Source organism: Halopiger djelfimassiliensis, assembly GCF_000455365.1.
Lineage (GTDB): Archaea > Halobacteriota > Halobacteria > Halobacteriales > Natrialbaceae > Halopiger_B > Halopiger_B djelfimassiliensis.
Map to the genome: position 1 here is coordinate 226,503 of NZ_HG315687.1, position 23,835 is coordinate 250,337.

Genomic DNA, 23,835 nt, shown 5'->3' on the forward strand with positions numbered 1-23,835 from the left:
ATCGCCCGCAAAAGGCTACGGTGACCGGCATCGTCGATCACTGACGTGATCGGCGATCGGTCACTGGCCGGTTCGCGTTACGTCCCGTGGTCCCACGAGTCCATGTACTCGCGCTGGGTGTCCGTCAGCGAGTCGTACTCGACGCCCTCGGCGGCGAGTTTGATCTCGGCGATCTCGCGGTCGAGTTCGTCGGGCACGTCGTGGACACCTGGCCCGTACCGGTCGCCGTTCTCGAGCATCTCTCGGACACAGACGGCCTGGATGCCGAACGACTGGTCCATGACCTCGACGGGGTGGCCAAGCGAGACGGGCGCGGCGAGGTTCACGAGTCGGCCCTCGGCGATGACGTTCAGCCGGCGGCCGTCCTCGAGTTCGTAGGCCTCGACGCCGTCGCGAGCCTCGTAGCGGTCGACCGCGAGGTCCTCGAGCGCGTCGAGGTCGATCTCGATGTCGAAGTGGCCGGCGTTGGCCAGCAGGACGCCGTCGGCCATCTTCTCGAAGTGCTCCTCGACGATGACGTCGCGGTTGCCCGTCGTCGTCAGGAAGACGTCGCCGACCTCGGCGGCCTCGTCCATCGGCATGACCTCGTAGCCCTCCATGTGGGCCTCGAGGGCGCGGCGAGGCTCGACCTCGGTGACGATGACGTTGGCGTTCTGGCCCGCCGCTTTCTTCGCGACGCCCTTGCCGCAGTAGCCATAGCCCGCGACGACGACGTTCTTGCCGGCCCACGAGAGGTTCGTGGTCATCGCGATCGACGCCAGCGAGGACTCGCCGGTGCCGTGGACGTTGTCGAACAGCCGTTTCATCGGCGTGTCGTTGACCGCGAAGACGGGGTACTCGAGGGCACCGTCGTCGTCCATCGCGCGCAGGCGGTGGACGCCGGTGGTCGTCTCCTCACAGCCCCCGACGATGCCGTCGATCAGTTCGGGGTAGTCCTCGTGGATCGCCGCGACCAGATCCATCCCGTCGTCGACGGTGATCGTCGGCTCGTGGTCGATGACGGCTTCGATGGCGGCGTAGTACTCCTCGTCGTCGACGCCGCGTTTGGCGTAGCTGGTGATCGACTCGTGGGCATCCAGCGCCGCCGAGACGTCGTCGTGGGTCGAGAGCGGATTACAGCCGGTGACGGCGACCTCCGCGCCGCCCTCGGCTAACGTTTCGACGAGCATCGCCGTCTTTGCCTCGACGTGCATCGCCATCGCGATGCGTTCGCCCTCGAAGGGCTGGTCCGCGACGAACTCCTCGCGGACGGACTCGAGAATCGGCATGTGCTGGGCGGCCCAGTCCATCTTGCGCCGCCCTTCCTCGCGGGCGGCCTCGAGATCGTCCACCTGTTCGCTGATCGGCGGGTACTCGGTCATGGATTGACTGAGTGGGACCGTCGCCAAAACGCTACCGAACCGGCCGCGGGAGTTCGGTACTGCACGGACGGCTATCGGAGTCTCCGTGGCCGTCGAATGGGGGTGAAAAGGCGAATCGTGTCGACCGGTAGGTGCCGTGCTCGTGTGTGCCCACCTTCGGGATGCTCGTCGATCCCGGAGCGTGGGAGCGTCGTTCGACACCGGCGACGGAACGTACTGGTGCCTCTGACAACGTTCGTCGTCGATCCGTCGTCCGCTGTCGTTCGAACGGTGGTGTACGGAGTGGTGATCAGGCCTTGCCCGGCGGTCCGCCGCCGTTACCGCCGCCGCCGTTGTTCCCGCCGGACGAGCCGGCGTGTCCCGGCGGTCCGCCGCCGGTCTCGTCATCGTCGTCGTCATCGTCGTCACTCGGTGGGCCGGCGTGTTCCGGCGGTCCCTGAGTGCTCTCGTTATCGTCGCTCGGCGGGCCAGCGTGCTCCGGCGGTCCCTGCTTGGTTTCGTTTCCGTCGCTCGGCGGACCGGCGTGTGCGGGCGCGTTACCGGGGTTGTTCTCGACGACGAAACTCGCCACCGAGATCCCTAACGGGCCGTCGGACTCGTTTTTCTCCTCCTCGACGAACGTCGAGACGAGCGAGCCGAAGGTTTCGGCCTCCTCGTCGTCGGTTTCGTTGTCGTCGGTTTCGTTGCCGTCTCCCTCGTCGTCGGTTTCGTCGTCAGTCTCGTTGTCGTCTCCCTCGTCGTCACCGTCCGACTCCTCGGTCTCGTTTCCATCGAGGTCGCTGTCGGTTTCGTCGTCCGTTTCGTTTCCATCGAGTTCCTCCTCGTCGCCGTCGAGTTCGTCGCCCTCCTGTGTCGTCGCAGCCGCTGCTCCCATCGGAGCCAGCGCTGCACCGACCATGAGGACGGTGAACACGACCGCAAGCAGTCGATATCTGTTCATCCGAGTCGAACATTCACGAGAGGTGGAATAAATCCGGACGGCGGTTCTCGGAGTTTCCGACGAGTCGAAACCGACGCAGAATAGTTATAAGCGTTTATCGTCTCCTCTGAACGTTCAATTTCCGTTCAACGTCCGGAGGTATCAGTCGGTGGCGCGGCCCACCAGTGACTCGGCTGCCTCGAGCGCCCGGGTTCGAACCGCCCCCTCGTCGAGCGTGCGGACCTCGCGGTCGCGCATGAGCACGCGTCCGTCACAGATGGTGTGTCTGACGTCGGCCGCGGCCGCGGCGTAGGCGAGGTGACTCACGAGGTCGTGCCGCGGCGTCAGGTGCGGTTGCTCGAGATCGATCACCGCGAGGTCCGCCGGCGCGCCTTCTTCGAGACGGCCCGACTCGAGCCCGATCGCATCGGCGCTTGCGCTCGTGAGCAGTTCGACGACCGCTTCGGCGGGAACGGCGCTTGCGTCTTCGGCGGCCAGTTTCCCGAGCATGGCGGCGTCGCGGGCCTCGTCCAGCATCGAGAGGTCGTTGTTCGAGGCCGCGCCGTCGGTGCCCAGTCCGACGGTGACGCCGGCCTCGAGCATCCGCTGGATGGGGGCCATGCCGCTTGCCAGTTTCATGTTCGACGCCGGACAGTGGATGACGCCCGTCCCCGTCTCCGCGAGCAGCTCGATCTCGCGTTCGTCGACGTGGACGCCGTGGGCGATGAAGTCCTCGGACTCGAGCATCCCGCGTTCGGCGGCGTAGGTAAGCGGCCGCACGTCGTGTTCCTCCACGATCGGTGCGACCTCGTCGGCGGTTTCGTTCGCGTGGTAATGGATCGGGACGCCGGCCTCGCGGGCCTTGGGAACGAACTCCTCGAGGTACTCCTCGTCGACGGTCGTCAGCGAGTGTGGCATAAACGCCGTCGAGATCCGGCCGTCGGCCGCGCCGTCGTACTCGCGGGCGATCTCGAGGCTCGTTTGCATGTCCGACCGAGCGCCCGCGTCGTCTTTGACGACGGTGACGACGCCGTGGCCGAGGCGTGCTCGCAGTCCCGCCTCCTCGACGGCCGCGGCGATCTCGGGAACTCGGAAGTACATGTCCGCGAAGCCCGTCGTTCCGGACTTGATCATCTCGAGCAACCCGAGTTCGGCTCCGGCCCGGACGTCCGCGGCCGTCAGTTCCTCCTCGGCGGGCCAGATGTCCTCGCGAAGCCAGGCGTCGAGGGGTTTATCGTCCGCGTAGCCGCGCAACAGCGTCATCGCGACGTGGCAGTGGCCGTTGACGAAGCCGGGGGTGACGAGCGAGTTCGACGCATCGAGCGTCTCGTCGCCGTCGCCCGCCAGACTCGGCCCGATCTCGAGAATGCTGCCGGCGTCCTGATCGATCAGTACGTCCGCACGCGTCACCGTCGCGTCGGGCAACAGCACGTGCCCCCCGGTGATCGAAAGCGTCGTCATCGACCGGAGGTTCTCACCGGAGCGTCTTAGTAGCGCGGAACCCTGTTCTTCGGCCGGCGACGCCGGCACTCGAGGACGACAGCTGTCGCGGAGACGTCCGCGGTCCAGCTGTCCGTTCGGACCTCGAGGCGGTGCCCAGTCCGCTGGTTCCCCCTCCGTTTCGAGTGGAACCGTTGTCCGGTCCGACGCGCATGCGGACTGAATCCTGACTGGCGTCGATCACGTCCCGGCGGCGGTCAGCCGCGGAGCCACGCGAGCGGCCTCGTCACCGCCGGCCGGTACTCCTCGTGGGGATCGTACTTCGCGAACGCGAGACTGTTGCTCATCACGCTCACGCTCGAGGTTGCCATCGCGAGTCCGGCCAGTGCGGGGTTCAAGAGCCCGAGCGAGGCGATCGGGACCAGCGTCGTGTTGTAGACGAGCGCCCAGAACAGGTTCTGGCGAACCTTCGAGAGCGTCGCCTCGGAGATGCGGACGGCCTTGAGCACGTCCGCCGGGTCGTCGCGCATCAGGGTCACGTCGGCGCTCTCGATGGCCACGTCGGTTCCCGAGCCGATGGCGACGCCGACCTGCGCCGTCGTCAGCGCGGGCGCGTCGTTGACGCCGTCGCCGACCATCATGACGCGACGTCCGCCGTCCTGCAGCGCTTCGATGTGGTCGGCCTTGTCCTCGGGCAACACCTCGGCGCGGACGTTGTCGGGATCGATCCCGACTCGGTCGGCGACCGCGCGGGCCGTGCGCTCGTTGTCGCCGGTGAGCATCACGACCTCGGTGCCCCGCTCGCGCAGCGCCGCGACGGTCTCGGTCGCGCTCTCGCGGACCTCGTCTGCGACCGCGAGGACCCCCAGCAGGTCGCCGTCGACCGCGACCGGCATCGCCGTCTTGCCCTCGCGCTCGAGTCGCGTCAGCGTCTCCTCGGCCGGAGCGGTGTCGATCCCCTCGTCCTCGAGGAGCTTTCGGCGGCCGACCAGTACGGTCCCGCGGTCGGTCTCGGCGCGGATCCCGTGACCGGGGACGTTCTCGAACGCTTCGAGGTCGCCGACCTCGATGTTCCGTTTCTCGGCACCGTCGACGATCGCGCGGGCGATCGGGTGTTCGGAGCCGGATTCGGCCGTCGCGGCCGCGCCGAGGACGAACGACTCGAGGTCCGTCTCGCGCTCGGACAGGAGGCCGCCGTCCGGCGCGGGCTCCGTCCCGCCGTCGGCGACCGGCCGCTCGCCGACGAGTTCGACGTCCGTCAGCGTCATCTCGCCGTGGGTCAGCGTGCCCGTCTTGTCGAAGACGATCGTGTCGATGCCCCGAACCTGCTCGAGCACGTCGCCGCCCTTGAAGAGGACGCCGTTTGTCGCCGCAAGCGTCGAACCCACCATCGTCGCCGCGGGCGTCGCCAGCCCGAGCGCGCAGGGACAGGCGATCAGCAGTGCGGAGGCGAGGACGATAACGGCAAACTCGAGCATCGGCACGCCCGCGGTGCCGACGGCGGCCTCGGGACCGCCCTGGACGGGTTCGAGCAGCGGGAGCACGTCGCCAAGCGCCGCGGAGACGCCGTACAGCGCCTCGGGGAAGACGAACCAGAGGATCGCCCAGAGGACGGCGTTTGCGATCACCGCGGGGACGAAGTAGGCGCTTATCGTGTCGACCAGCCGCTGGATCTCGGGCTGGCGCGACTGGGCCTCCTTGACCCGGTCGACGAGTTGCTGGATCGCCGTCTCCGAGCCCACGTTCGTCGCTTCCACGAGCAACACGCCGTTCTCGTTGATCGTCGAGCCGACGACCTCGTCGCCCTCGCGCTTTTCGACGGGGACCGACTCGCCGGTGAGCATCGACTCGTCGACGGCGCTCTGGCCCTCGACGACCACGCCGTCGGTCGGGATCTTCTCGCCCGGCCGAACTTTCATCACGTCGCCCGGTTCGACCGCCTCGAGCGGCACCCGGCGCTCGTCACCGTCCTCGACGACGGTGGCCTCGTCGGCCTCCATCTCGAGGAGTTCACGGAGCGCGCTGCCGGCGCGGGCCTTCGAGCGAACCTCGAGCCAGTTGCCGACCGTGATAAACCACAGGATGAACGCGACGGCCTCGAAGTAGAGGCCGGCACCGCCGATGAGCCCGAACAGGACGGCCGTGCTGTAAACGTACCCCGTCGCGGTGCCAAGCGCTACGAGCGTGTCCATGTTCGCCCGCCGGTTGTGCGAGAACGCCCGGTAGGCCCCGGCGAGAAACTCCCTGCCGAGCGTGGCCATCAGGACCGTCGCGAGAACGAACTCGAGCAGCCCCATGCCCGACACCGTCGCGACCCCGACGTCGAACTCCCCGAGCGAGGGAAGCGAGACGAGATCGAACATCGCGAGCATGACCGGCACGAACGGCAGGGTCAACAGCCCGCCGCTGATCACCAACCGGCGCTGCCGACGCAGTTCCCGCTCGACGGCGCGCTCGCGCTGGCTCGCCCCCTGTGTTCCCTCGGTGTCCTCGCTGTCGTCGTGAACGGGGTCGTATCCGGCGTCCTCGATCGCGTCCCGGATCTGCGCCAGCGAGACGTCGCTCGGGTTGTACTCGACGCGCGCTTCGTCGGACGCGAAGTTGACGTCCGCCCGGAGTACACCCGGCAGTTCTTCGACGGCTTCGCTCACCGTCTGCGAACACGTCGCACACGACATCCCCATCACGGTGATCGTCTCCGTCTCGGAGACGGCCCCGTAGCCCGCCTCGTCGATCGCCGCGTAGATTTCGGCCAGCGAGACGCTGTCGGGGTCGTACGCGACCGTTCCCTCGTCAGTCGCGTAGTTCGCGCTCGCCGACTCGACGCCCTCGAGATCGGCCACCGCGTCCTCGACGGTCCCCGAACACGTCGCACAGGACATCCCCGTGATCTCGAGGTGTGCGCTTCTGGTACTCATGTGTGAATGTAGTGGCTACCCGTTCAAGCGGATTGTGCCTTTGTGACTGCGAATATCTCTCCGATAGACTTTCGAAACTAAACCGCGGTCGGTTCTGTAGGGGAATCGTTTTCACTATCAGCCACTGGCTAAGATGCGAGGTAGATGGTGATACCCGTCGGTATTGTGATTGCGCTCGGTATCGTTGCTCTGGTCATTACAGCGCGAAAGGGGCTAGGGATCACACCTTCCGAGTACCAACTCCTCGGATGGCTTGGATGCATGGCTCCCATACAGTTACAGGCCTTCCTCCCGCTGTCAGCCACCGTGTCGACGGTCATCGTTTCGAGTGGGCTCGGTGCGACGGTGCTTTTCGTCCACGACCTCGTCTGCCTTTTGCGGTCACCCGATCACCCCCTCGGGTCCGGTCAGAACCGGTGACGCGGCGACGGTCGACACCCTCGTTGCGGACGTCTGACCCGGCACGGAATGGTATTGCCCGGATGGAAAGACAGTTCCCGTGCGACGCCAAACCCCCTGTAAATGCGAATCGCCGTTCCCAACAAGGGCCGCCTGCACGAGCCGACGATCGATCTCTTGGAGCGGGCGGGACTCCACCTCGAGAACGGTGCCGACCGGAAGCTCTACGCCGACACCGTCGATCCCGACGTCTCCGTCCTCTTTGCCCGCGCGGCGGACATCCCCGAGTACGTCGCCGACGGTGCGGCCGACCTCGGGATCACCGGCTACGATCAGGTTCGGGAGGCCCGCGTCGACAACGTCTCCGAACTGCTGGATCTTGGATTCGGGCGCTGTCGACTCGTCCTCGCGGCACCCGAGGACGGCGAGATCGACGGCGTCGCCGATCTCGAGGGCGGCACCGTCGCCACCGAGTTTCCCACCATCACGCGGGACTTCTTCGACGGGACGGGCGTCGAACCGGACGTCGTCGAGGTCTCCGGCGCGACCGAACTGACCCCACACGTCGAGATGGCCGACGCCATCGTCGACATCACGAGCACCGGCACGACGCTGAAGATGAACCGGCTGGCCGTCGTCGAGGAGGTACTCGCGAGTTCCGTGCGGCTGTTCGGCCGGGAGGACGTCCTCGACGATCCCAAGGTCGACGAGGTACGAACGGCGCTGGACTCGGTCAAACAGGCCGAAGGGAAACGCTACCTGATGATGAACGTCCCCGAGGATCGACTCGAGGACGTCCGCGACGTCATTCCGGGGATGGGCGGACCGACGGTCATGGACATCGCCGACGAGAACGGCGACGGAAAGGTCGCCGTCCACGCCGTCGTCGACGAACGGGACGTCTTCGAGACGATCACCGAGGTCAAGAAGGCCGGCGCGAGCGATATTCTGGTGACGGAGATCGAGCGGCTGGTCGAGTAACGACCGGCACCCACTCGGTCGACGATACGTCGCCCTCTTTCGGCGACACTGCGGCGGTCACCACGGGGTCGTCGTTCCTGTGCCGTTCGATCGTCGATCGATCAGTCGTCCGACTCGTCCTCGAGCGCGACTTCGATCGCGGACAGGGTCACGCCGGGCGAAACGACGCCGCGCTCCCGATCGTAGGCCACGATCCCGTATGACTCGAGCACGGGGAGGTGCGTCCGGCAAAGCGAGACGTGGATGCGCTGGCGCAGTTCGAGGATCGTCGTGACGACCGTCGCGTCGTCTTCGTCGTCGGCGAGTCGTCCGACGAGCGTGTGCACTCGGGTGGGGCCGTCGGCGTCGAGGAGACGGCGGATGACCGCTTGCCTCCGGTCGCTGTCGAGGACGTGCCGGAGGTCCGCACGCGAGAGCGGGAGACCGCCGCTGGGAGCGTCACCGCGAGGGATCGGCCGCTGGAATCCGGGCTGCGGTCGGTCTGAGTGAATCGTCATGGACACCTGAGAGTCACCGCCGCCATGCCGAATAAACGCGAGTGCTCGTTTCGACGATCGCGGTCAGTTGTCGCCAGTATTGCCGACTTGAACCGGAATGAACGGTGGTAAATCCGGCCCAAGAGTCCGCTTTCGACGACAGTCACCGCGGCGTCTGTCGGCTGGGACCACTGACCGACGGCCTGCCGTCCGTGCCACACCGGCAGCGCGCGACGGCCCTGTTCCCGGGGAAACCACTATGCCATTCTATGTCGTCCCATCGGTACAGCGATGACGGGCTGCTCGGATCGGTCACTGTTACGAGTACTTGACGAGCGCGGACCGGCGAGAGTCACGGTTCTGGCCGGGGAACTCGAGGCCCACCCGATTACGGTCACCCAGCACTGCGACGACCTCCAGTCGGACGGCTACGTTCGGCGGCTCTCCGCCGACGTCTACGGGATCACCGAGGACGGCCGGGAGTATCTCGCGACGCTCCCGGAGTGAGCGGTTCAGTCGTCGATCGGCGGCCAGTGCCAGGCGTCCGCGTCGACGACGCCGCGGAGTTTTCGACGGCGGTCGGTCAGGTCCGCCAGCGCAGCGGCGAACGCTTCGTCCGAGACGGTCGGAACGCCCGCCTCGCGAAGCCGGTCGAGGTCCGGCTCGGGCGGGGCGTCGTTTGCTGGTTCGATGAACGCCGTATCGAGCGTCTCGAGGTAGCTCTGCGTGCTCGAGCGGGCGTCCTCGACCAGCGTGGGATTGGGCTGTTCGTCGTCCGGTACGCCGTACCGATAGATGGTCAGTGCCTCGTCGAGGATCGGGACGGCGACGGCCGATGCCTGTTTGCTTCGCTCGCTGTGGTAGTAGTGGAGGATCGGATAGGATTTGTGCTGTTCCGCAAGCATCGATAGCTGCGAGGAAAGCGACTCGAGCGGTTCCTCGAGGCCGCGGAAGGCCTCGTCCTCGCCGGCCCAACTCGCCCGGACGAACGCTTCGCTTCGTTGCCCGAGTCCGGTGACGTCGCTTGCGAACGACCGTTTCGCGGAGACGGCACCGAGAACCGACAGGATGTAGGAGATACCCAGCGTGACGAAGGCCATCCCGGTCGCCGTCGTGAACGAACTGGCGATCTCCCAGGTGCCGCTCGTGGGCGAGTAGTCCCCGTTTCCGTCCGTAAACATGGTGTAGGCGACGTAGTACAGCCGTCCCGTCCAGGTTGCGGGATCGCCGGTGCGCGTGCTGACGAGCGCGTTCGTCCCGCCGGCAAAGAGGAGCGTCCACCCGATCCAGAGGAGGCCGATCCACATGACGAGCGTCAGCGACAGGATCAGCGGGCCGGCGAGGCTGAGCGGACGGGTTCGGTCCCCGCTTGCACGCCGAAGGCCGCGCCAGACGCCGGTCGTCAGTCGACCGGAGAGCGGCCCGGAGCCTCCGTCGACCCACAGCGTCGTCCAGAGAATGTCCACGATTACGGCGATCAGCAAAACGAGTCCGGCACCGAGATACAGCGGTTGCATGTCGTCCCGGATCAACCACGCGGACGCATGTCAACGGTCTGCCGGCACTGCAAACGATCGGTACCAGGAAAGTGCGATACCGAAACGATAGCGGCGAGCAAACAGCGGGCAGTGCTTCGACGCGCCGGCGGCGAGCAACGCCGACCGGATTCGGACAGCGTTGACGCTCGAGCGTCGGTCAAACGGTGAGCTCGTTATTCGAGCAACCCGAGATCCTCGAGCCGGGAGACGATCTTGTCGACGGCGTGTTCGGCGTCTTCGGGCTTTTTCCCGCCGGTAATGACCAGCTTCCCGGAGCCAAACAGCAACGCGACGACCTCGGGTTCGTCGAGGCGGTAGACGAGGCCGGGGAACTGCTCGGGTTCGTACTCGATGTTCTCGAGGCCGAGCCCGATCGCGATCGCGTTCAGGTTGAGGTTTCGGCCGAGGTCGGCCGAGGTGACGATGTTCTGGACGACGATCTCGGGGTCCTCGTTGACCTGTATCTGGAGCTCCCGGAGCTTGTCGAAGACGATGCGCAGGCTCTCGTGGACGTCGTCGGTGCTTTTCGCGCCGGTACAGACGATCTTTCCGGAGCGGAAGATCAGTGCAGCCGACTTGGGATTCTGGGTGCGGTAGACGAGACCGGGGAACTGCTCGGGGTCGTAGTCGGCCCCCTCGAGGTCCATCGCGACGCTCTGGAGGTCGAGTTCCTGTCCGATGCCGGTCGACGCCACCACGTTTTCGATGTTGATGGTGTCCTTCGGATCCGTCATAAGTCGCTTAAAAAGACGTATTTAAGGTTTATAAAGGTTGGTGCCGATGCCGGATTTGTCCGGTTTATATGGGTGTCCGCCTCGACCGAAAGTGTCGGACTCGGCCGCTAGAGATGCTGAAAGACGGAATTCGTATCGGGGAACGCCTTCCGGTAGCTGTCGGTCCGGGCAACGATATCGCCTCCCACTATCACCATCGGCATCGATTGACTCCGGGTCGAGTAATGGTCGATTTCGGAGCTCGGGATCGGTAATCCGACGATACCTCCGTATTTTACGCCCTTCCGATGGGTGAATGGAGTGTCCGACTCAAAGCCTTTGTAGAATAAGTATAAGTAACTTCCGGTGGTGATATTCAGGTGGCGCGCTATGCGCTAGCACAAGTCATCCGATGGCTTCGGAGACACCCAGGCAAATGGTTGGAATTGTACGGGCTCAGTCACCGCCCGAGATCGGCGTCTACTGCGGCGTCATGCTCGCTCTCTGTGGTGTAAGTTTCGGTGCGATCCTCGTGATCGTATCCGGCATGATCTTCGCGATCATGTCACTGCTGGCGTGGGTATACGTCAGGAAACTCGCCACGGAGTAGGTGCCTCGAGTGGAGTACGGCCTATACCCCTTGACCTCGAATTTTTTGAAAAAGAACGTGGTTGGAAGTGGTTGGAATCGTACGAGCCGAGTCACCGAACCGATTCCAGACGGTGGCGAGGCGTCCGGAAGTCTCCGCTACTGGTTCGGCGATCGTTACTCGCTTCCACCAGTTGACCGTAAACCCGGACAATAATGCGGTGAGCCGGCCCTACGGCCAACACTGCTGCATACGGATTCCGAGATATTAAGATTGTGGTGATAGCGATCGGCTAGGTCCTGCCGACGGTCCGCGAAAAACGGTACGCTGATAGCCGGCCGAGACGACCACCGAACGTGTACCTGCTCGAACTCGGCGGCGAGGACGACGCGTTCGCGGCGGCCGAGGCGGCAAGCGCCGCGACCGGCCTTCGTCGGATCGCGCCCGGTCTCGCCGTCGCGGCGTCGATCGCTCGCGATCGCGTGCGCGGACTCGCGTACACACACCGCGCGAGTTCCCTCATCGGCCGGACCGACGCCGACCTCCAGAGCGCCCGGGCGCTCCTCGAGACCGCCCCCATCGATCGGGGCGGCACCGTCGCGGTGCGGGCGACCGACGTCCACGGCTCGAGCGGCGTCAGCACCGAGCGCGCGGAGCGCGAACTCGGTCAGGCGTTGGTCGACCGCGGGTTCGACGTCGATCTCGACGACCCCGACCACGTTCTCCGGGCGACGTTTTCGGCGGGCCGGCTCGAGCCCGGCGGGACGATCACGGCCGACGACGCGACGGGCGACCTCCTGACGCCGTTCGCGGACGACGCCGGGGACGAGCCACGCGGCGAGCGCGTCTCCGTCTGTGCGCTTGGCTGGCTCGCAACCGAAAGCGTCCGCGATTTCGGAACCCGCGCGCCGACGGACAAACCCTTCTTCCAGCCCGGGAGCATGGACCCGCTGCTCGCTCGTGCACTCGCCAACGTCGCGGGTGCGCGTCCCGGCGCGAGACTACTGGATCCGATGTGTGGCACCGGCGGCGTCCTCGTCGAGGCCGGTCTCGTCGGCGCGGACGTGCTCGGGACCGACGCGCAGGCGAAGATGGTCGCGGGAGCGCGGGAGAACCTCCGGCACTTCCTTGCGCCCGCCGAACCGTCGCCGACCGGCGGCCCCCGCGGCTCGTGGGGGGTCGGCCACGGCGACGCAACGCGGCTTCCGCTTGCGGACGACGCCGTCGACGCCGTCGTCTTCGACGCCCCGTACGGCCGGCAGTCGAAAATCGACACCCATCGGCTCGAGGACCTCGTTTCGGGGGCGCTCTCGGAGGCCCGTCGGGTCGCTCAGCGGGCCGTCGTCGTCGCCGATCGGTCGTGGGCGAGCGAGGCCCGCGAAGCCGGATGGAAACTTGAGGCCGCGTTCAAGCGCCGCGTCCACCGGTCGCTGACGCGGTACGTGCTGGTGTTGACGGGATAACTCGCTACTCGCTCTCGAGTGCGCGCACGCGGAGCCGTTCGCTTTCTTCGGTCTCGACGTCGAGATCCGGGACGGGCCGTGGCGTCCCCTCCCCGTCGATCGCGACGAAGGTAAACGAGGAGTCGGTCGTCAGTTCGGTCTCGCCGGTCGTCGGGTCTTCGCGCCAGGCGCGCAACGCGACGCGGACGCTCGTCCGGCCGGTATCGTAGACGTAGGCCTCAACCAGCGCCGTCTCCCCGCCCTCGAGCGGACGAACGAAGTCGAGTTCGTCCACACGAGCGGTCACGCAGGTCCGCCCCGCGAACCGAATCGCCGACAGCGCGCCGACCGTATCGAGCCACTTCATCAGGAGGCCGCCGTAGAGCATGCCGTTGGGATTGAGGTGGTTCGGCTGGACGGGGTATCGGTTTCGAATGTGGGTCTCGCGAAGCGACGGCATACGACTCGTTTCGTCCGAGAGCGCCAAGAAGCCGACGCCCCGGCAGGGCGGTCACTGAGTCCGGCGATCCGACTATCGCTCGAGGAGGCCGGCCCGCTCGAGTTCGTCCCGGACGATCTCCCGAATCTCGGCCTCGCTTGGGCCGTCGTCGTTTCGAACGGCGGCGACGTCCTCGTTGAGGAGGGCCAGCCGTTCGAAGACGTCCTCGAGTTTGTCGTAGGCGCTCTCGTGGTCCCCCTCGAACAGCTCCGGGGAGAGCGCTGCCGTTTCGGGGTCGGCGTCGCGTTCGACCGCGATCGGGGTCAGCCGCCGGCTTCGCGTGACGTGCTTGACGCTTTCGACGTTTTTCGCGAGGTGATTCCCGAGTTTCTCCTGTGCGTAGTTCGGCCCGTGGATCAGTGCGATCGTCTCGGGATCGATACTGCGAGCGAACTCGAGCAGGCCGTGCTGAGCGGCGTGGCCGCTGAGGCCGTCGACGATCGAGACCCACTCGGCCGGGATCGTCGCCCGCGTCCGGGCGCGCGGCTCGCCGTCGACGGTCGTCCAGCTCACGTTCTCGGCGGCGGGCCAGTCCGTCCCGAAGGGCTCGGCGTCGGTCGTAACCGTCACCTCGTCGGCACCGCCGTCGACCTGATTCTGGATCGTCCGCCCGGTCGTCTGCTTGGACTGGTAGCCGGTCAACAACAACTTTGCGGACGGGAACCGGGCCGCGAACTCGACGAGGTACCGCGGCGAGTTCCCGCCGGTCAGCATCCCCGAGGGCGCGATGATGATCGGGACCTTGCCTCCGTCGGTCGGATCCGCGTCCTCGAGCACCGCGCGCCGGTCCGCATCGGTTTCCGGGAACTCGACGTTTGCCGGCGTAAACGGCGTTTCTTCGCCGCTTTCGTTCACCCGATTCGTGATCGACTCGTCCATGTAGTCGTCGTCGGCGACGTACTCATGGTAGGTGTCGGTCGCATCCTGTGCCATGCCGTCGACGACGAGTCGGACGCGGTCGCTCAGGTCCCCGGGAAGCGTGTGGAGTCGATCGGCAAAGAGCAGTTGCAACGTCTGCGCCCGCCCGACGGCGAAGGTTGGAATGAGGACCGGCTCGTGGTCGTGCAGCGCCCGCTCGACCGCACGATAGATCGCCGTCTGTGCGTCGCTGAACGACGTGTGGCTGTGGGTCCCGCCGTAGGTCGACTCGAGCAACAGCAGGTCCGCCTGGGGCGGCGGCGTGATATCGGGCAAGTGACTCGCGCGCCCGCCGAGGTCGCCGGAAAAGACGACGCGATACCCTCCCGATTGGAGCGCGAGCCACGCCGAGCCGAGCAGGTGTGCGGCGTTGCCCAACTGGAAGACGAGCGGGTCGTCCGCCACCGACTCGGCCACCGCTTCGATGCGACCGCCGCCGTAGCCGACTGGCTCGAATCGGTCGAAGATCGCTGCCACGTCCGCCTCGGTAAACCGTTGTCGCTCGCCCGCTTGGTTCGTCTCCCGACGATGGATCCGAAGCGAGTCCTCCAGCAGCGTCTTCGCGAGATCGATCGTCGGCGGGGTTGCGACGATCGGTGCCTCGTCGTCGAGGAGGCCCCGGGCCTCGAGCACCGGCAGCCCCCCGCAGTGATCGATGTGGGCGTGCGTGAGAAACACCGCGGCGACCGATTCGGGCTCGAGTCCGCGAAGGTCGGGATAATCGTCACCTTCCCCCTGATTCAACCCGCAGTCGACGAGGTAGGTCGCGTACTCGGTATCGACCTGGTAACAGCTTCGGCCGACTTCGCGGTCGCCGCCACGCGGCGTGACGACCATGGGTGTATCGGCGGCGGGCTGGACGCCGGCGTGCTCGAGCGGATCGAAATCCTGACCCGCGTCCGCGGGAAGCCAGGGCGTTTCGGGGTCGCGTCCGGTCATCGTCGTATTGTTCGTCGGTTCCGACTTTATTCTTCCGTGACTGTCGTGAAAGTAGCGCGCAGGCTCCCGGTTCGGTCCGGGAGTCGGTCGGTTGGCTGTCGGGTTCGAACCGCTTCGCTCAGGCGTCCCGCCCCAGTTCCGCAAGCAAGTGCGAGACGTGGATCCGGTCGCTCGTCCCCTCGTGCATCTCGAACTCGACGTCAGCGGCGAGGCGGTGTATTCGCGCGAGTTGCTCGCCCTGATAGCGCTTGCGGGCGACCCGAAGGATCGCCTCGAGCACCTCCTCGCCGTCGAACCCCTCGTCGACGAGGAGGTCGTCGAGCGTGCTCCGGGCGTCGGTGAACGCGCCGGTCTCGGCGTCCTCGAGCATCGATTCGACGTCGTCGTCGAGGCCGACCTCGCCGAGCGTTTCGTAGGCCGCGCCCATCGTGAGTTCGCCTTCGTCCTCGACGGTCGTCTGTGCGGCCAGAATCGCCTGCCGGAGGTTGCCGTCGGCATAGCCGGCGACGAACTCGAGGCCGTCGGCGTCGTACGCGACGCCCTCGCGGTCGACGATGCGCTCGAGGACGGCGGCCGTTTCGTCGGTCCTCGGGGCGCGAACGGAGACGGGGAAACACCGCGAGCGGATCGGTGGGATGAGTTTGGTGGGCTGGCGGGTGGCGATCAGAAACTGGGTCGTCCGGTGGTGCTGTTCCATGATCCGGCGCAGTGCCTGCTGGAAGTCCTCGCGAACGTCCTCGGCGTTGTCGAGTAAGACCGTGGTGTAGCCACCCGAAACCGGCGCGTAGCTCGCGGATTCCTTGAGGACGTGGTTGATCATGTCCCGTTTGGACATCGAGGAGCGGCCGACGAGGAAGTGCTCGAACCGGGGGTCGTTCTTGATCTCGGTTTTGGTCCGGCCGAAGAAGTCGGCGACGTTGATCTCGACGAAATCGTTGTCCGGATCGTCGTGTGCCTCGCGGGCCAGGGCACGCGCCGCCGCCGTCTTTCCGCTTCCGGGCGGGCCCTGCAGGAGGAGGTTGATCGGCTCCTCGACGGCCCGCTGTAAGTACTCGCGGGCGTCGTCCTGTGGCAGTTCGGCCAGCTCCGGGGCGTGGGTCTCGGTCCACAGCGGCGCGTCCATCGACAGCCGATAGGGATGGGACGGGTAAGAATCGGTCGATTGTTCGTTCCCGACCTCGTCGATCACTCGTCGGGGTCGCTCTCGCCGTCCGCGTCGTCCTCGCCGATCGGAACCGGCGCGTCTACGCGCTGGTTGTCGCCGTTCTCGGGTTCGAACGGTGTCGCCGTGCCGGCCCCCTCGGGATCGCCCTCGTAGACGACCGCAGTCAGGTTGTCCGACCCGTTGACCGTCGCGTTTTCGTCCAGATCGATGTCGACATCGTCGTGTTCGCCGGGCTCGAGCGCGTCGCTCGTTCCGAACACCGTTTCGTTGGTCTCGACGGCGACGAACCCGTCGACGGGGAGCGCGACGTCGACCGTCACGCGCTCTTCGCTCGCATCGACGACGGTGATAGACGGGTTCGTGTGGAACTCGAGATCGATCGTCTCGATCTCGCCGTCGGCCTGCGTGTAGACGCCGATCGGCTGCTCGCCCGGCACGGCACCGGTCGTGTCGACTTCGAAGGTCTCCTCGCGGGACTCGCCGCCCTCGAGTTCCAGCAATCGCTGTTCCAGTACCGTCCCGTCGAGACGGAGGACGACGGGTTGCTGGCTCCGCATGTCGGTCGGGTTGTGGATCTCGGCGGTGACGTTGATCGTGTCGTTCGTGGTCGCCGTCTCGGGGGTGGTCATCGAGTCGACGGTAAAGGAGTCCGTGAGGAGATCCCCGTCCTCGTCGGTCGTCACGGTCGCGGTGTCGCTGACCGGGAAGCCGGCCTCGAGATAGGGGCGGTCCTCCTCGCCGTCGGTCTCCGCGTAGGTGTATTCTCCGTCGTCGTCCGTGTCCCGGTGGACCGTCGCGGTCAGTCGACCGACCAACTCGCTGGTCCCGCCCTCGTCGGTCTCGACGGTGACGTTCTCGTGGGTGCCCGCCTCGAGATAGTCGGAGACGGCGATCGGGTCGTCACCGTCGTCGGTCACGACGACGAAGCCGCCCTCGGAGAGGGATACCTCGTCGATCGTGACGCTGGTTCCGTTGCCGTCCTGCTCCTCGAACGTGATCGACGCCTCGGGGTCTTCCTCGACGCCGAAGATGGCAGGGGCCTGGCCGACGACGATCCCCGCAGCGAGGACGATCGTGATCGCGAGCAACACGGCGGCGATTCGCTTGAGCGTGCCAAAGGTCGGTCTCGAACTCATTGGGTCTCGGTCGCTGGCTCCGACATAGGGGCTCGAGGGACGTAAAACGCGCAGTCCGTTCGCAGCCCCCGGACCGGTCGGTGTCGGTCCCCTCGAGCGATCCGAAGCCGGTTTAGTCCCGGCCGCCGAACACGAACCGATGCCATTGCGCGTGACGTTTCTGGGAACCAGTGGGGCGATTCCGACGACCGAGCGGAACCCGAGCGGGATCTTCGTGGCTCGCGAGGGCGACGAGTTGCTCTTCGATGCCGGCGAGGGGACCCAGCGCCAGATGATGCGCTTTGGCACGGGCTTTTCCGTCTCGCAGGTGTTCGTCACGCACCTCCACGGCGATCACGTCCTCGGACTCCCGGGGCTGCTCCAGACGATGGACTTCAACGAGCGCGAGGCACCCATTGCGATTCACACCCCACACGGGACGCGCCGTCAGCTCAAGGGGCTGGTCAACGCCCTCGACAACCGGCCGTCGTTTCCGGTCCGGATCAACGAGATCGGCGACGGCGACGTCGCGTACCGGGCCGACGAGTACGAGGTCCGGGCGTTCGAGACCGACCACGACACCCGCTCGGTCGGCTACGCCCTCGTCGAGGACGACCGCAAGGGTCGATTCGACCGCGAACGCGCCGAGGAACTCGGGGTCCCCGTCGGCCCGAAGTTCTCGAAACTCCACGAGGGCGACCCCGTCGAACTCGAGGACGGCACCGTCGTCGAACCCGAGCAGGTCGTCGGCGATCCCCGCCCCGGGCGGACGATCGTCTACACGGGCGATACCCGCCCGACCGGAGCGACGATCGAAGCCGCTGACGAACCCGACCTGCTGATCCACGACGCGACCTTCGCCGAGGACCGCGCCGAGCGGGCCGCTCAGACGGCCCACTCGACGGCCAGTCAGGCCGCCGAGATCGCAAACAGGGCCGGCGCAACGCGGCTCGCACTGATACACCTCTCCTCGCGGTACGCCGGCTCCACCGGCGATCACCTCGAGCAGGCCCGAGCGGTCTTCGACGGCGAGGCCTGCGTCCCCGACGACGGGGACACGATCGAGATCCCGTACCCCGATTCCGACGACTGACTCGAGCCGGCACCCGGAGGAGATGTAGGTGGACTTATAACTCCAACGTCGCTAGAGACGAACATGCCCGCGACCGACTCCGGTGTCGAAGCGTGGAAAGAGCAGACGAGCGCCTTCGACAGGGTCCGCTCCGTCGCCCAAACGATCACACAACCCCGTTCAGCGCCGTGGATCGCCGACCGAGCAGCGGTTGCAGAGAACACTGCCCGCCGTCACCTCGACCGCCTCGTCGATATGAACCTCCTCGTCTCGTTCGACCGCGAGAAGCCGATCACGTACGCGCCCGACCCGCTTCATACCCGCCTCCAGACGATCCGCAACCTCCTCGAGGAGTACGACCACGAGGGACTCATCACGCTGAAAGCGGAGCTGCAGGGCCAGATCGAAAGCTGGAGCGACGAGTACGGCGTCGACTCGCCCGCCGAACTCCGCGAACTGGCAGCCGAGACGACGACCGCCGACGAAACGGCGGCCGTTCGACACACCGCAAGCGATTGGGAGGTCGCCGAGTACCGCCTCGGCATCGTCGAGGACGCCATCGACAACTACGACGCGTACAGCCGTCCCGAGACGGTTTCGACGTAACGTATGTCCGATCGCAACACATCGTACGACCCAGCCGCACAGACACATCGAGCGCTCCGTGGGATTCGACGGGCGCTCGAACGCCACCCCGCCGTCTCGAGCGCCCGCGATTTCCCGCCGGACGCACGCGCCCGGGTTCGGGCCGAACTCGACCCGTCCCACCTCGGCGTCGACCTCGACGCTGCGACGCTGACCGTCCGGTGGTTCGCCGGCGAAACGCTCGGGGATCGACCCGAGTTCTCGTTTCGCTACAGCGACGAGACCGGGACCGACGTCGGGTGGTGTCACGAACCGACTCCCGCCGTCGACGGATGGGGCCACTATCAGGAACGGCTCGATTCGACCCTCGAGACCGCCCCGACCTCCTTCGGGACGTCCGTGCCGACGCGAGTCGTCTGGGACGTGCTTTCCCGCCTTTCCGACGTGCTCTCGGGACGGGACGACTGAACTCCCTCCCTACTCGTGCCCGTACACCGGGACCGGTTCGTAGGGTGCCTCGAGATAGTCGACGTCCGACGCCGACAGCGAAATCTCGAGGGCCTCGACCGCCTCCTCGAGATGCTCGACGCTCGAGGTGCCGACGATCGGTGCGGTCACGTCGTCGTTCTCGAAGTGCCAGGCGAGTGCGATCTGTGCCATCGTGGCGTCGTACTCGTCGGCGAGTTCCCGGACGCGGTCGTTGATCTCGCTGCTGGCCGGGAACTCGTGATAGGGAACGTCGGCGTTCTCGACTTCGTGCTCGGCACGAACCGTCGTCCGAAACTCCTCGTGGGGCCGAGCCAGATAGCCCGCGGCGAGGGGACTCCACGGGATGATACCGACGTTCTCGCGCCGACAGACGGGCACCGTTTCCCGCTCCGCCTCGCGATAGGCCAGATGGTACAGGTTCTGCATCGTCTCGAACGTCGCAAGTCCGTCTCGTTCGCTGACTCGGCGGGCCTCGAGAAACTGGTGGGCCCACATCGAGGACGCGCCGATGTGGCGGACCTTGCCGCGCCGAACCGCGTCGTCTAACGCCCGTAGCGTCGTCTCGATCGGCGTCTCGTAATCCCAGCGGTGGATCTGGTAGCAATCGAGCGTCTCCATCCCCAGTCGATCGAGGGTGTGCTCGAGTTCCTGCTCGATGGTCTTTCTCGAGAGGCCGCGTGCGTTGCGGTGGTCGCTGGCCCCGGGGAACCGGACTTTCGAGGCGACGACCAGCTCGTCGCGGTCGTAATCCGCGAGTACGTCGCCCAGAATCTCCTCCGATTCGCCCGCCGAGTAGACGTTCGCCGTATCGAAGAAGGTGATCCCGAGGTCGATCGCGCGCTCGATGAGCTCGCGGCTCTCCTCGCGGTCGAGCATCCACTCGCGGTCGGTTCCGAAGCTCATCCCGCCCAGACAGATCTGGCTGACCTCCATGCCGGTCGATCCGAGCGTCGTGTACTCCATGCGGTGCCCGACCACGAACCGGGGGAAATAGCCCCGGTGTGAACCGTGCGTCGGGGCCGCGCCGGATTTATACTCGACTCGACCTTACCATCCCCTGTGAGTACGCGAACGAGTGCGCTCGATGCAGTCGTCTTCGGTGTCGACATCCAGAGCGGGGACGTGCGGGGGGACGCGCCCTCCTACGCGCTCGCGGTCTACGATGGCGACGACGTCGCTCGGGACGTCGTCTCCCACCGAAAACTCAGGCGACTGATCGACGACGAGGAGCCGGCGATCATCGCAACCGACAACATGTACGAGCTGGCCGCCGACAAGGACCAGCTCATTCACTTCCTCGGGTCGCTTCCGGCCGGTACGAAACTCGTTCAGGTGACGGGTGCCGAGCAGCCCGAACCCCTCTCTCGAGTCGCGAAACGCCACGGCATCCCCTACGGCAAGGACCCGATGCAGGAGGCCGAGGCCGCCGCGCGCCTCGCGGCCCACAACGTCGGCCACGAGGTCTCGGCCTTTACCGACACCACCGAGGTCAAGGTCTCGCGCGGTCGCTCGACCGGCAAAGGCGGGTGGAGCGAGGATCGCTACACCCGGCGCATCCACGGCGCCGTCAAGCGACGCGCCCGCGAGGTCGAGTCCGAACTCGAGACGGCCACCCTCGAGTACGATCGCGAGATCCGCGAGGCCTACGGCGGCTACGCCAACGCCGTCTTTACGGTCGAGGCCCGGCCCGGCGACATCCCAGTCTCCCGCTCGCGGTCGGGCGACGTTCGTGTCGAGATCGACCGCAAACGCCGCGACGGCATCGAGTTTCGCCCGCTCGCAAAGCGGCGCGACCACGTCGTCGTCGGGATCGATCCCGGGACGACGACCGCCGTCGCGATCGTCGGTCTCGAGGGCGAGGTGCTGGACGTCTGGAGTTCCCGCACCAGCGATACCGCCGCGGTGATCGAGTGGATCGTCGAGCGCGGCCGGCCGATCATCGTCGCGGCCGACGTGACGCCGATGCCCGAAACCGTCGAGAAGTTCCGCCGCAGCTTCGACGCCGCCGGCTGGACGCCCGGCAGCGATCTGCCGGTCGACGAGAAACAACACCGCACGCGGGACCATCCGTACGACGACGACCACCAGCGCGATGCGCTGGCGGCCGCGCTGTACGCCGTCGACGCCCACGCCGATCAGTTCGACCGGATCGCGGACAAACTGCCGCCGGGGATCGACCGCGGGGAAGTCACGGCCCGCGTCGTCGCCGGCGAGGAAAGCGTCGAGGCCGTCCTCGCGGAGTTGACCGACGACGACGAGGCCGACGAGGAGTCGACCGAGCACGAACCGCGGGAACTCACCGAGGAGGAACAGCGGATCAAGGACCTCAACCGGCAGGTCGAACGCCTCCAGTCCCACGTCGAAACCCTCGAGGAACGCCTCGAGCAAAAGGACGAGCGGATCGACGAACTCGAGACGGAACTCAGCGCCGCCCGCCGGGAAGAGCGCAAGGAGGTCCGCCGGGACCGGGAAGTCTCGCGGCTCGAGCGCAAGACAACCCGATTGGAGCGCGAACGCGACGAGGCCCGCGAGGAAGTCGAGGCGCTCGAGAACAAGGTCGACCGGATGAAGGCCCTCTGGAAGCTCGATCATTCGAATTTCAGCGACGTCTCCGCCGAGAAGGAGGGGCTCGTCCCGGTCAAGGTCGTCGAGAAGTTCACGAAGGGGGCGATCCGCGAGGCCGACGACCAGTACGGCATCGCGCCGGGCGACGTCGTCTATCTGCGCGATGCAAGCGGCGCGGGCCGGTCGACGGCCGAACTGCTCGCGGGCTTCGAGCCCCGGGTCATCATCAAGGACGGCGGCCTCTCCGAGGTCGCCGACGAGATCCTGTTCGACAACGAGATCCCGGTCGGTCCCGCCGGCGACGTCGCCATGCAGGAGGTCGACGAACTCGCCGTCGCTCGCGAGGAGGACATCGAGGCGGTGATCGACGACTGGCACGACCGCGCCCGCGAGCGCCGGCGGGATCGGAAAGCGGCGATGGTCGATCAACTCATCAGCGAACACCGCGCGGGAAACAACGAGGTATAGCGGCTACTCCGGCGAGTCGACCGGCGACAGCACCTTCGGCACTTCCTCGACGTCGACCTCCTCGGTCAGGTCCGCCGGCTGGTCGACCGGGCCGTTGACGAACAGCGCGTGTGCGATGAACGCGATCGAGATGAGTCCGAGCCCGATGACCGAAACCTCGAGCGGCACCCGCGTCGCGTAGCCGACGAGGAACCCGAGGCCCAGACTCGCGGCGATACAGACCAACACCAGGTCGTAGTAGTGAAGCGAGTAGCCCATACGGAGTACAGGCGGGCAAACGATAAAACGGTTCGGAGCGGGGTGGTCGGCGAGACCGTAGCGATCGCTAGAACATCCCGAAGCTCTGGAGCAGCCCGGAAACCAGCGATTTGACGACCAGTCCCAGTCCGGCGACCACGAGAGCCATACCCGCGGCGATGATTGGGTTTGCGTACGCGACCAGTCCGATACCGGCGAGCAAGAGGACGATGCCGGCGATTCCCAGCGGTCCGATCTTATCGAGCATACGCAGGTCTGGCGAGGCAAGGGAAATAAACGGCGTGGTTCGCGGCCGGACGAGCCGCGAACCGAAGCGTCCGTCCGTTCGGGCCTGCCCACGACTCCGTGATCGATTCCGCCGGCGACGGAATCGATAAAGCGTTAAACCGATCGAACGCGAATCCGGGGCCATGAGCGACGACGGTGAGGGCGGTCGGAAGAACCTCCGAATGCCAGAAGACGACGAGGTCTTCGCGACCGTCACGGACATGCTCGGGGCGAATCGGGTCAAGGTACGCTGTGCCGACGGTCAGGAGCGGACGGCGCGCATTCCCGGCAAGATGCAAAAACGCATCTGGATCCGCGAGGACGACGTGGTCCTCGTCGAGCCGTGGGACTGGCAGGACGAGAAAGCCGATATCACGTGGCGCTACGAGAAAAGCGAAGCCGACCAGCTTCGCGAGGAAGGCCACATCCAGTAACCCGGTTTCAGCGCGGCCGAGCGACCTTTCTGTTTTCGTTTTCACCAGTTCGCCACTCGTCTCGAGCGACGGGGCCGCGGTCGCTCGCCACTCATACGGGTCGGCTTGTTCCGCGCGCTAAGAGCTAAGATATACGTCATGTCACGACGACAAGTAGCACGGAAGTCGCGTTTCCAAGCCGTCGCGGGGGCATGTGCCGAAATGTCCCGGCTGCTCCTACCACTCGAGCTTCCAATCCCGAGCAGGGATTTGAAGCCGATGAGCGCGTACGTTCTACCGTGATTT

The 23,835-nt window shown here is 66.3% G+C and carries 23 protein-coding genes; 9 read left to right on the forward strand and 14 right to left on the reverse strand.

Annotated features, from left to right (window positions below; genetic code table 11):
- Window positions 1-77: 77 nt before the first annotated feature.
- From TX80_RS16535 to TX80_RS16550, 4 genes are all read right to left on the reverse strand, one after another.
- A complete protein-coding gene (locus tag TX80_RS16535; RefSeq protein WP_049924359.1) occupies window positions 78-1,361 on the reverse strand; it encodes an adenosylhomocysteinase in 1,284 nt (427 codons plus the stop codon).
- Window positions 1,362-1,650: 289 nt separating this feature from the next.
- Entirely contained in the window at window positions 1,651-2,301 is a 651-nt protein-coding gene (locus TX80_RS16540; RefSeq protein WP_049924360.1) for a hypothetical protein, read from the reverse strand.
- A gap of 141 nt (window positions 2,302-2,442) precedes the next feature.
- Window positions 2,443-3,741 carry an amidohydrolase gene (locus TX80_RS16545; protein WP_049924361.1) on the reverse strand — a complete coding sequence of 433 codons (1,299 nt, stop codon included), beginning with the start codon at window positions 3,739-3,741 and terminating at the stop codon, window positions 2,443-2,445.
- 236 nt (window positions 3,742-3,977) lie between these two features.
- On the reverse strand, window positions 3,978-6,638 hold the full coding sequence (locus TX80_RS16550) for a heavy metal translocating P-type ATPase (protein ID WP_049924363.1): 2,661 nt from the start codon (window positions 6,636-6,638) through the stop codon (window positions 3,978-3,980).
- 522 nt (window positions 6,639-7,160) lie between these two features.
- Between TX80_RS16550 and hisG the strand changes: the two genes are divergently transcribed.
- Window positions 7,161-8,018, forward strand: a complete 858-nt coding sequence (gene hisG / locus TX80_RS16560; protein ID WP_049924365.1) for an ATP phosphoribosyltransferase — start codon at window positions 7,161-7,163, stop codon at window positions 8,016-8,018.
- Between the two features lie 101 nt (window positions 8,019-8,119).
- Here the strand turns inward: hisG and TX80_RS16565 are convergent, their stop codons facing one another.
- Window positions 8,120-8,515, reverse strand: coding sequence for a DUF7344 domain-containing protein (locus tag TX80_RS16565; protein ID WP_049924366.1), 396 nt, complete (start codon window positions 8,513-8,515; stop codon window positions 8,120-8,122).
- A gap of 270 nt (window positions 8,516-8,785) precedes the next feature.
- On the opposite strand from TX80_RS16565, the gene TX80_RS16570 reads away from it, so the two are divergent.
- A complete protein-coding gene (locus TX80_RS16570; RefSeq protein ID WP_049924368.1) occupies window positions 8,786-9,001 on the forward strand; it encodes a MarR family transcriptional regulator in 216 nt (71 codons plus the stop codon).
- 5 nt (window positions 9,002-9,006) lie between these two features.
- Here TX80_RS16570 and TX80_RS16575 read toward each other — a convergent pair whose 3' ends face one another.
- Both TX80_RS16575 and TX80_RS16580 read right to left on the reverse strand, forming a co-directional pair.
- The gene (locus tag TX80_RS16575; RefSeq protein ID WP_049924369.1) at window positions 9,007-10,011 is read right to left on the reverse strand and encodes a potassium channel family protein; all 1,005 of its coding nucleotides are present in this window, start codon (window positions 10,009-10,011) and stop codon (window positions 9,007-9,009) included.
- Between the two features lie 194 nt (window positions 10,012-10,205).
- Entirely contained in the window at window positions 10,206-10,766 is a 561-nt protein-coding gene (locus TX80_RS16580; protein ID WP_006671604.1) for a TATA-box-binding protein, read from the reverse strand.
- A gap of 415 nt (window positions 10,767-11,181) precedes the next feature.
- On the opposite strand from TX80_RS16580, the gene TX80_RS19150 reads away from it, so the two are divergent.
- Complete coding sequence (locus TX80_RS19150) at window positions 11,182-11,355, forward strand: hypothetical protein (RefSeq protein ID WP_154658689.1); 174 nt, start codon at window positions 11,182-11,184, stop codon at window positions 11,353-11,355.
- Window positions 11,356-11,690: 335 nt separating this feature from the next.
- Window positions 11,691-12,797, forward strand: a complete 1,107-nt coding sequence (locus TX80_RS16585; RefSeq protein ID WP_049924370.1) for a methyltransferase domain-containing protein — start codon at window positions 11,691-11,693, stop codon at window positions 12,795-12,797.
- 4 nt (window positions 12,798-12,801) lie between these two features.
- Here TX80_RS16585 and TX80_RS16590 read toward each other — a convergent pair whose 3' ends face one another.
- From TX80_RS16590 to TX80_RS16605, 4 genes are all read right to left on the reverse strand, one after another.
- Window positions 12,802-13,236 (reverse strand): acyl-CoA thioesterase, encoded by a 435-nt coding sequence (locus tag TX80_RS16590; RefSeq protein ID WP_049924371.1) that lies wholly within the window; start codon window positions 13,234-13,236, stop codon window positions 12,802-12,804.
- A gap of 72 nt (window positions 13,237-13,308) precedes the next feature.
- Entirely contained in the window at window positions 13,309-15,132 is a 1,824-nt protein-coding gene (locus TX80_RS16595) for an MBL fold metallo-hydrolase (RefSeq protein ID WP_049924372.1), read from the reverse strand.
- Between the two features lie 118 nt (window positions 15,133-15,250).
- The gene (locus tag TX80_RS16600) at window positions 15,251-16,255 is read right to left on the reverse strand and encodes an AAA family ATPase (protein ID WP_049924539.1); all 1,005 of its coding nucleotides are present in this window, start codon (window positions 16,253-16,255) and stop codon (window positions 15,251-15,253) included.
- Between the two features lie 62 nt (window positions 16,256-16,317).
- Window positions 16,318-17,433 (reverse strand): DUF7282 domain-containing protein, encoded by a 1,116-nt coding sequence (locus TX80_RS16605; RefSeq protein WP_049924373.1) that lies wholly within the window; start codon window positions 17,431-17,433, stop codon window positions 16,318-16,320.
- Window positions 17,434-17,572: 139 nt separating this feature from the next.
- On the opposite strand from TX80_RS16605, the gene rnz reads away from it, so the two are divergent.
- From rnz to TX80_RS16620, 3 genes are all read left to right on the forward strand, one after another.
- Complete coding sequence (gene rnz, locus TX80_RS16610; RefSeq protein ID WP_049924374.1) at window positions 17,573-18,505, forward strand: ribonuclease Z; 933 nt, start codon at window positions 17,573-17,575, stop codon at window positions 18,503-18,505.
- A gap of 63 nt (window positions 18,506-18,568) precedes the next feature.
- Complete coding sequence (locus TX80_RS16615) at window positions 18,569-19,090, forward strand: DUF7342 family protein (RefSeq protein ID WP_049924375.1); 522 nt, start codon at window positions 18,569-18,571, stop codon at window positions 19,088-19,090.
- A gap of 3 nt (window positions 19,091-19,093) precedes the next feature.
- The gene (locus tag TX80_RS16620) at window positions 19,094-19,537 is read left to right on the forward strand and encodes a hypothetical protein (RefSeq protein ID WP_195893103.1); all 444 of its coding nucleotides are present in this window, start codon (window positions 19,094-19,096) and stop codon (window positions 19,535-19,537) included.
- A 9-nt stretch (window positions 19,538-19,546) separates the two neighbouring features.
- Here TX80_RS16620 and TX80_RS16625 read toward each other — a convergent pair whose 3' ends face one another.
- Complete coding sequence (locus tag TX80_RS16625; RefSeq protein WP_049924376.1) at window positions 19,547-20,521, reverse strand: aldo/keto reductase; 975 nt, start codon at window positions 20,519-20,521, stop codon at window positions 19,547-19,549.
- Between the two features lie 96 nt (window positions 20,522-20,617).
- On the opposite strand from TX80_RS16625, the gene TX80_RS16630 reads away from it, so the two are divergent.
- Window positions 20,618-22,591: a DUF460 domain-containing protein gene (locus tag TX80_RS16630; protein WP_049924377.1), complete on the forward strand. Its 1,974-nt coding sequence runs from the start codon at window positions 20,618-20,620 to the stop codon at window positions 22,589-22,591.
- A gap of 3 nt (window positions 22,592-22,594) precedes the next feature.
- Here the strand turns inward: TX80_RS16630 and TX80_RS16635 are convergent, their stop codons facing one another.
- The gene (locus TX80_RS16635) at window positions 22,595-22,849 is read right to left on the reverse strand and encodes a hypothetical protein (protein WP_049924378.1); all 255 of its coding nucleotides are present in this window, start codon (window positions 22,847-22,849) and stop codon (window positions 22,595-22,597) included.
- Window positions 22,850-22,916: 67 nt separating this feature from the next.
- A complete protein-coding gene (locus TX80_RS16640; protein ID WP_049924379.1) occupies window positions 22,917-23,096 on the reverse strand; it encodes a DUF7470 family protein in 180 nt (59 codons plus the stop codon).
- Between the two features lie 163 nt (window positions 23,097-23,259).
- On the opposite strand from TX80_RS16640, the gene eif1A reads away from it, so the two are divergent.
- Complete coding sequence (eif1A, locus tag TX80_RS16645) at window positions 23,260-23,550, forward strand: translation initiation factor eIF-1A (protein ID WP_049924380.1); 291 nt, start codon at window positions 23,260-23,262, stop codon at window positions 23,548-23,550.
- Window positions 23,551-23,835 lie beyond the last annotated feature (285 nt).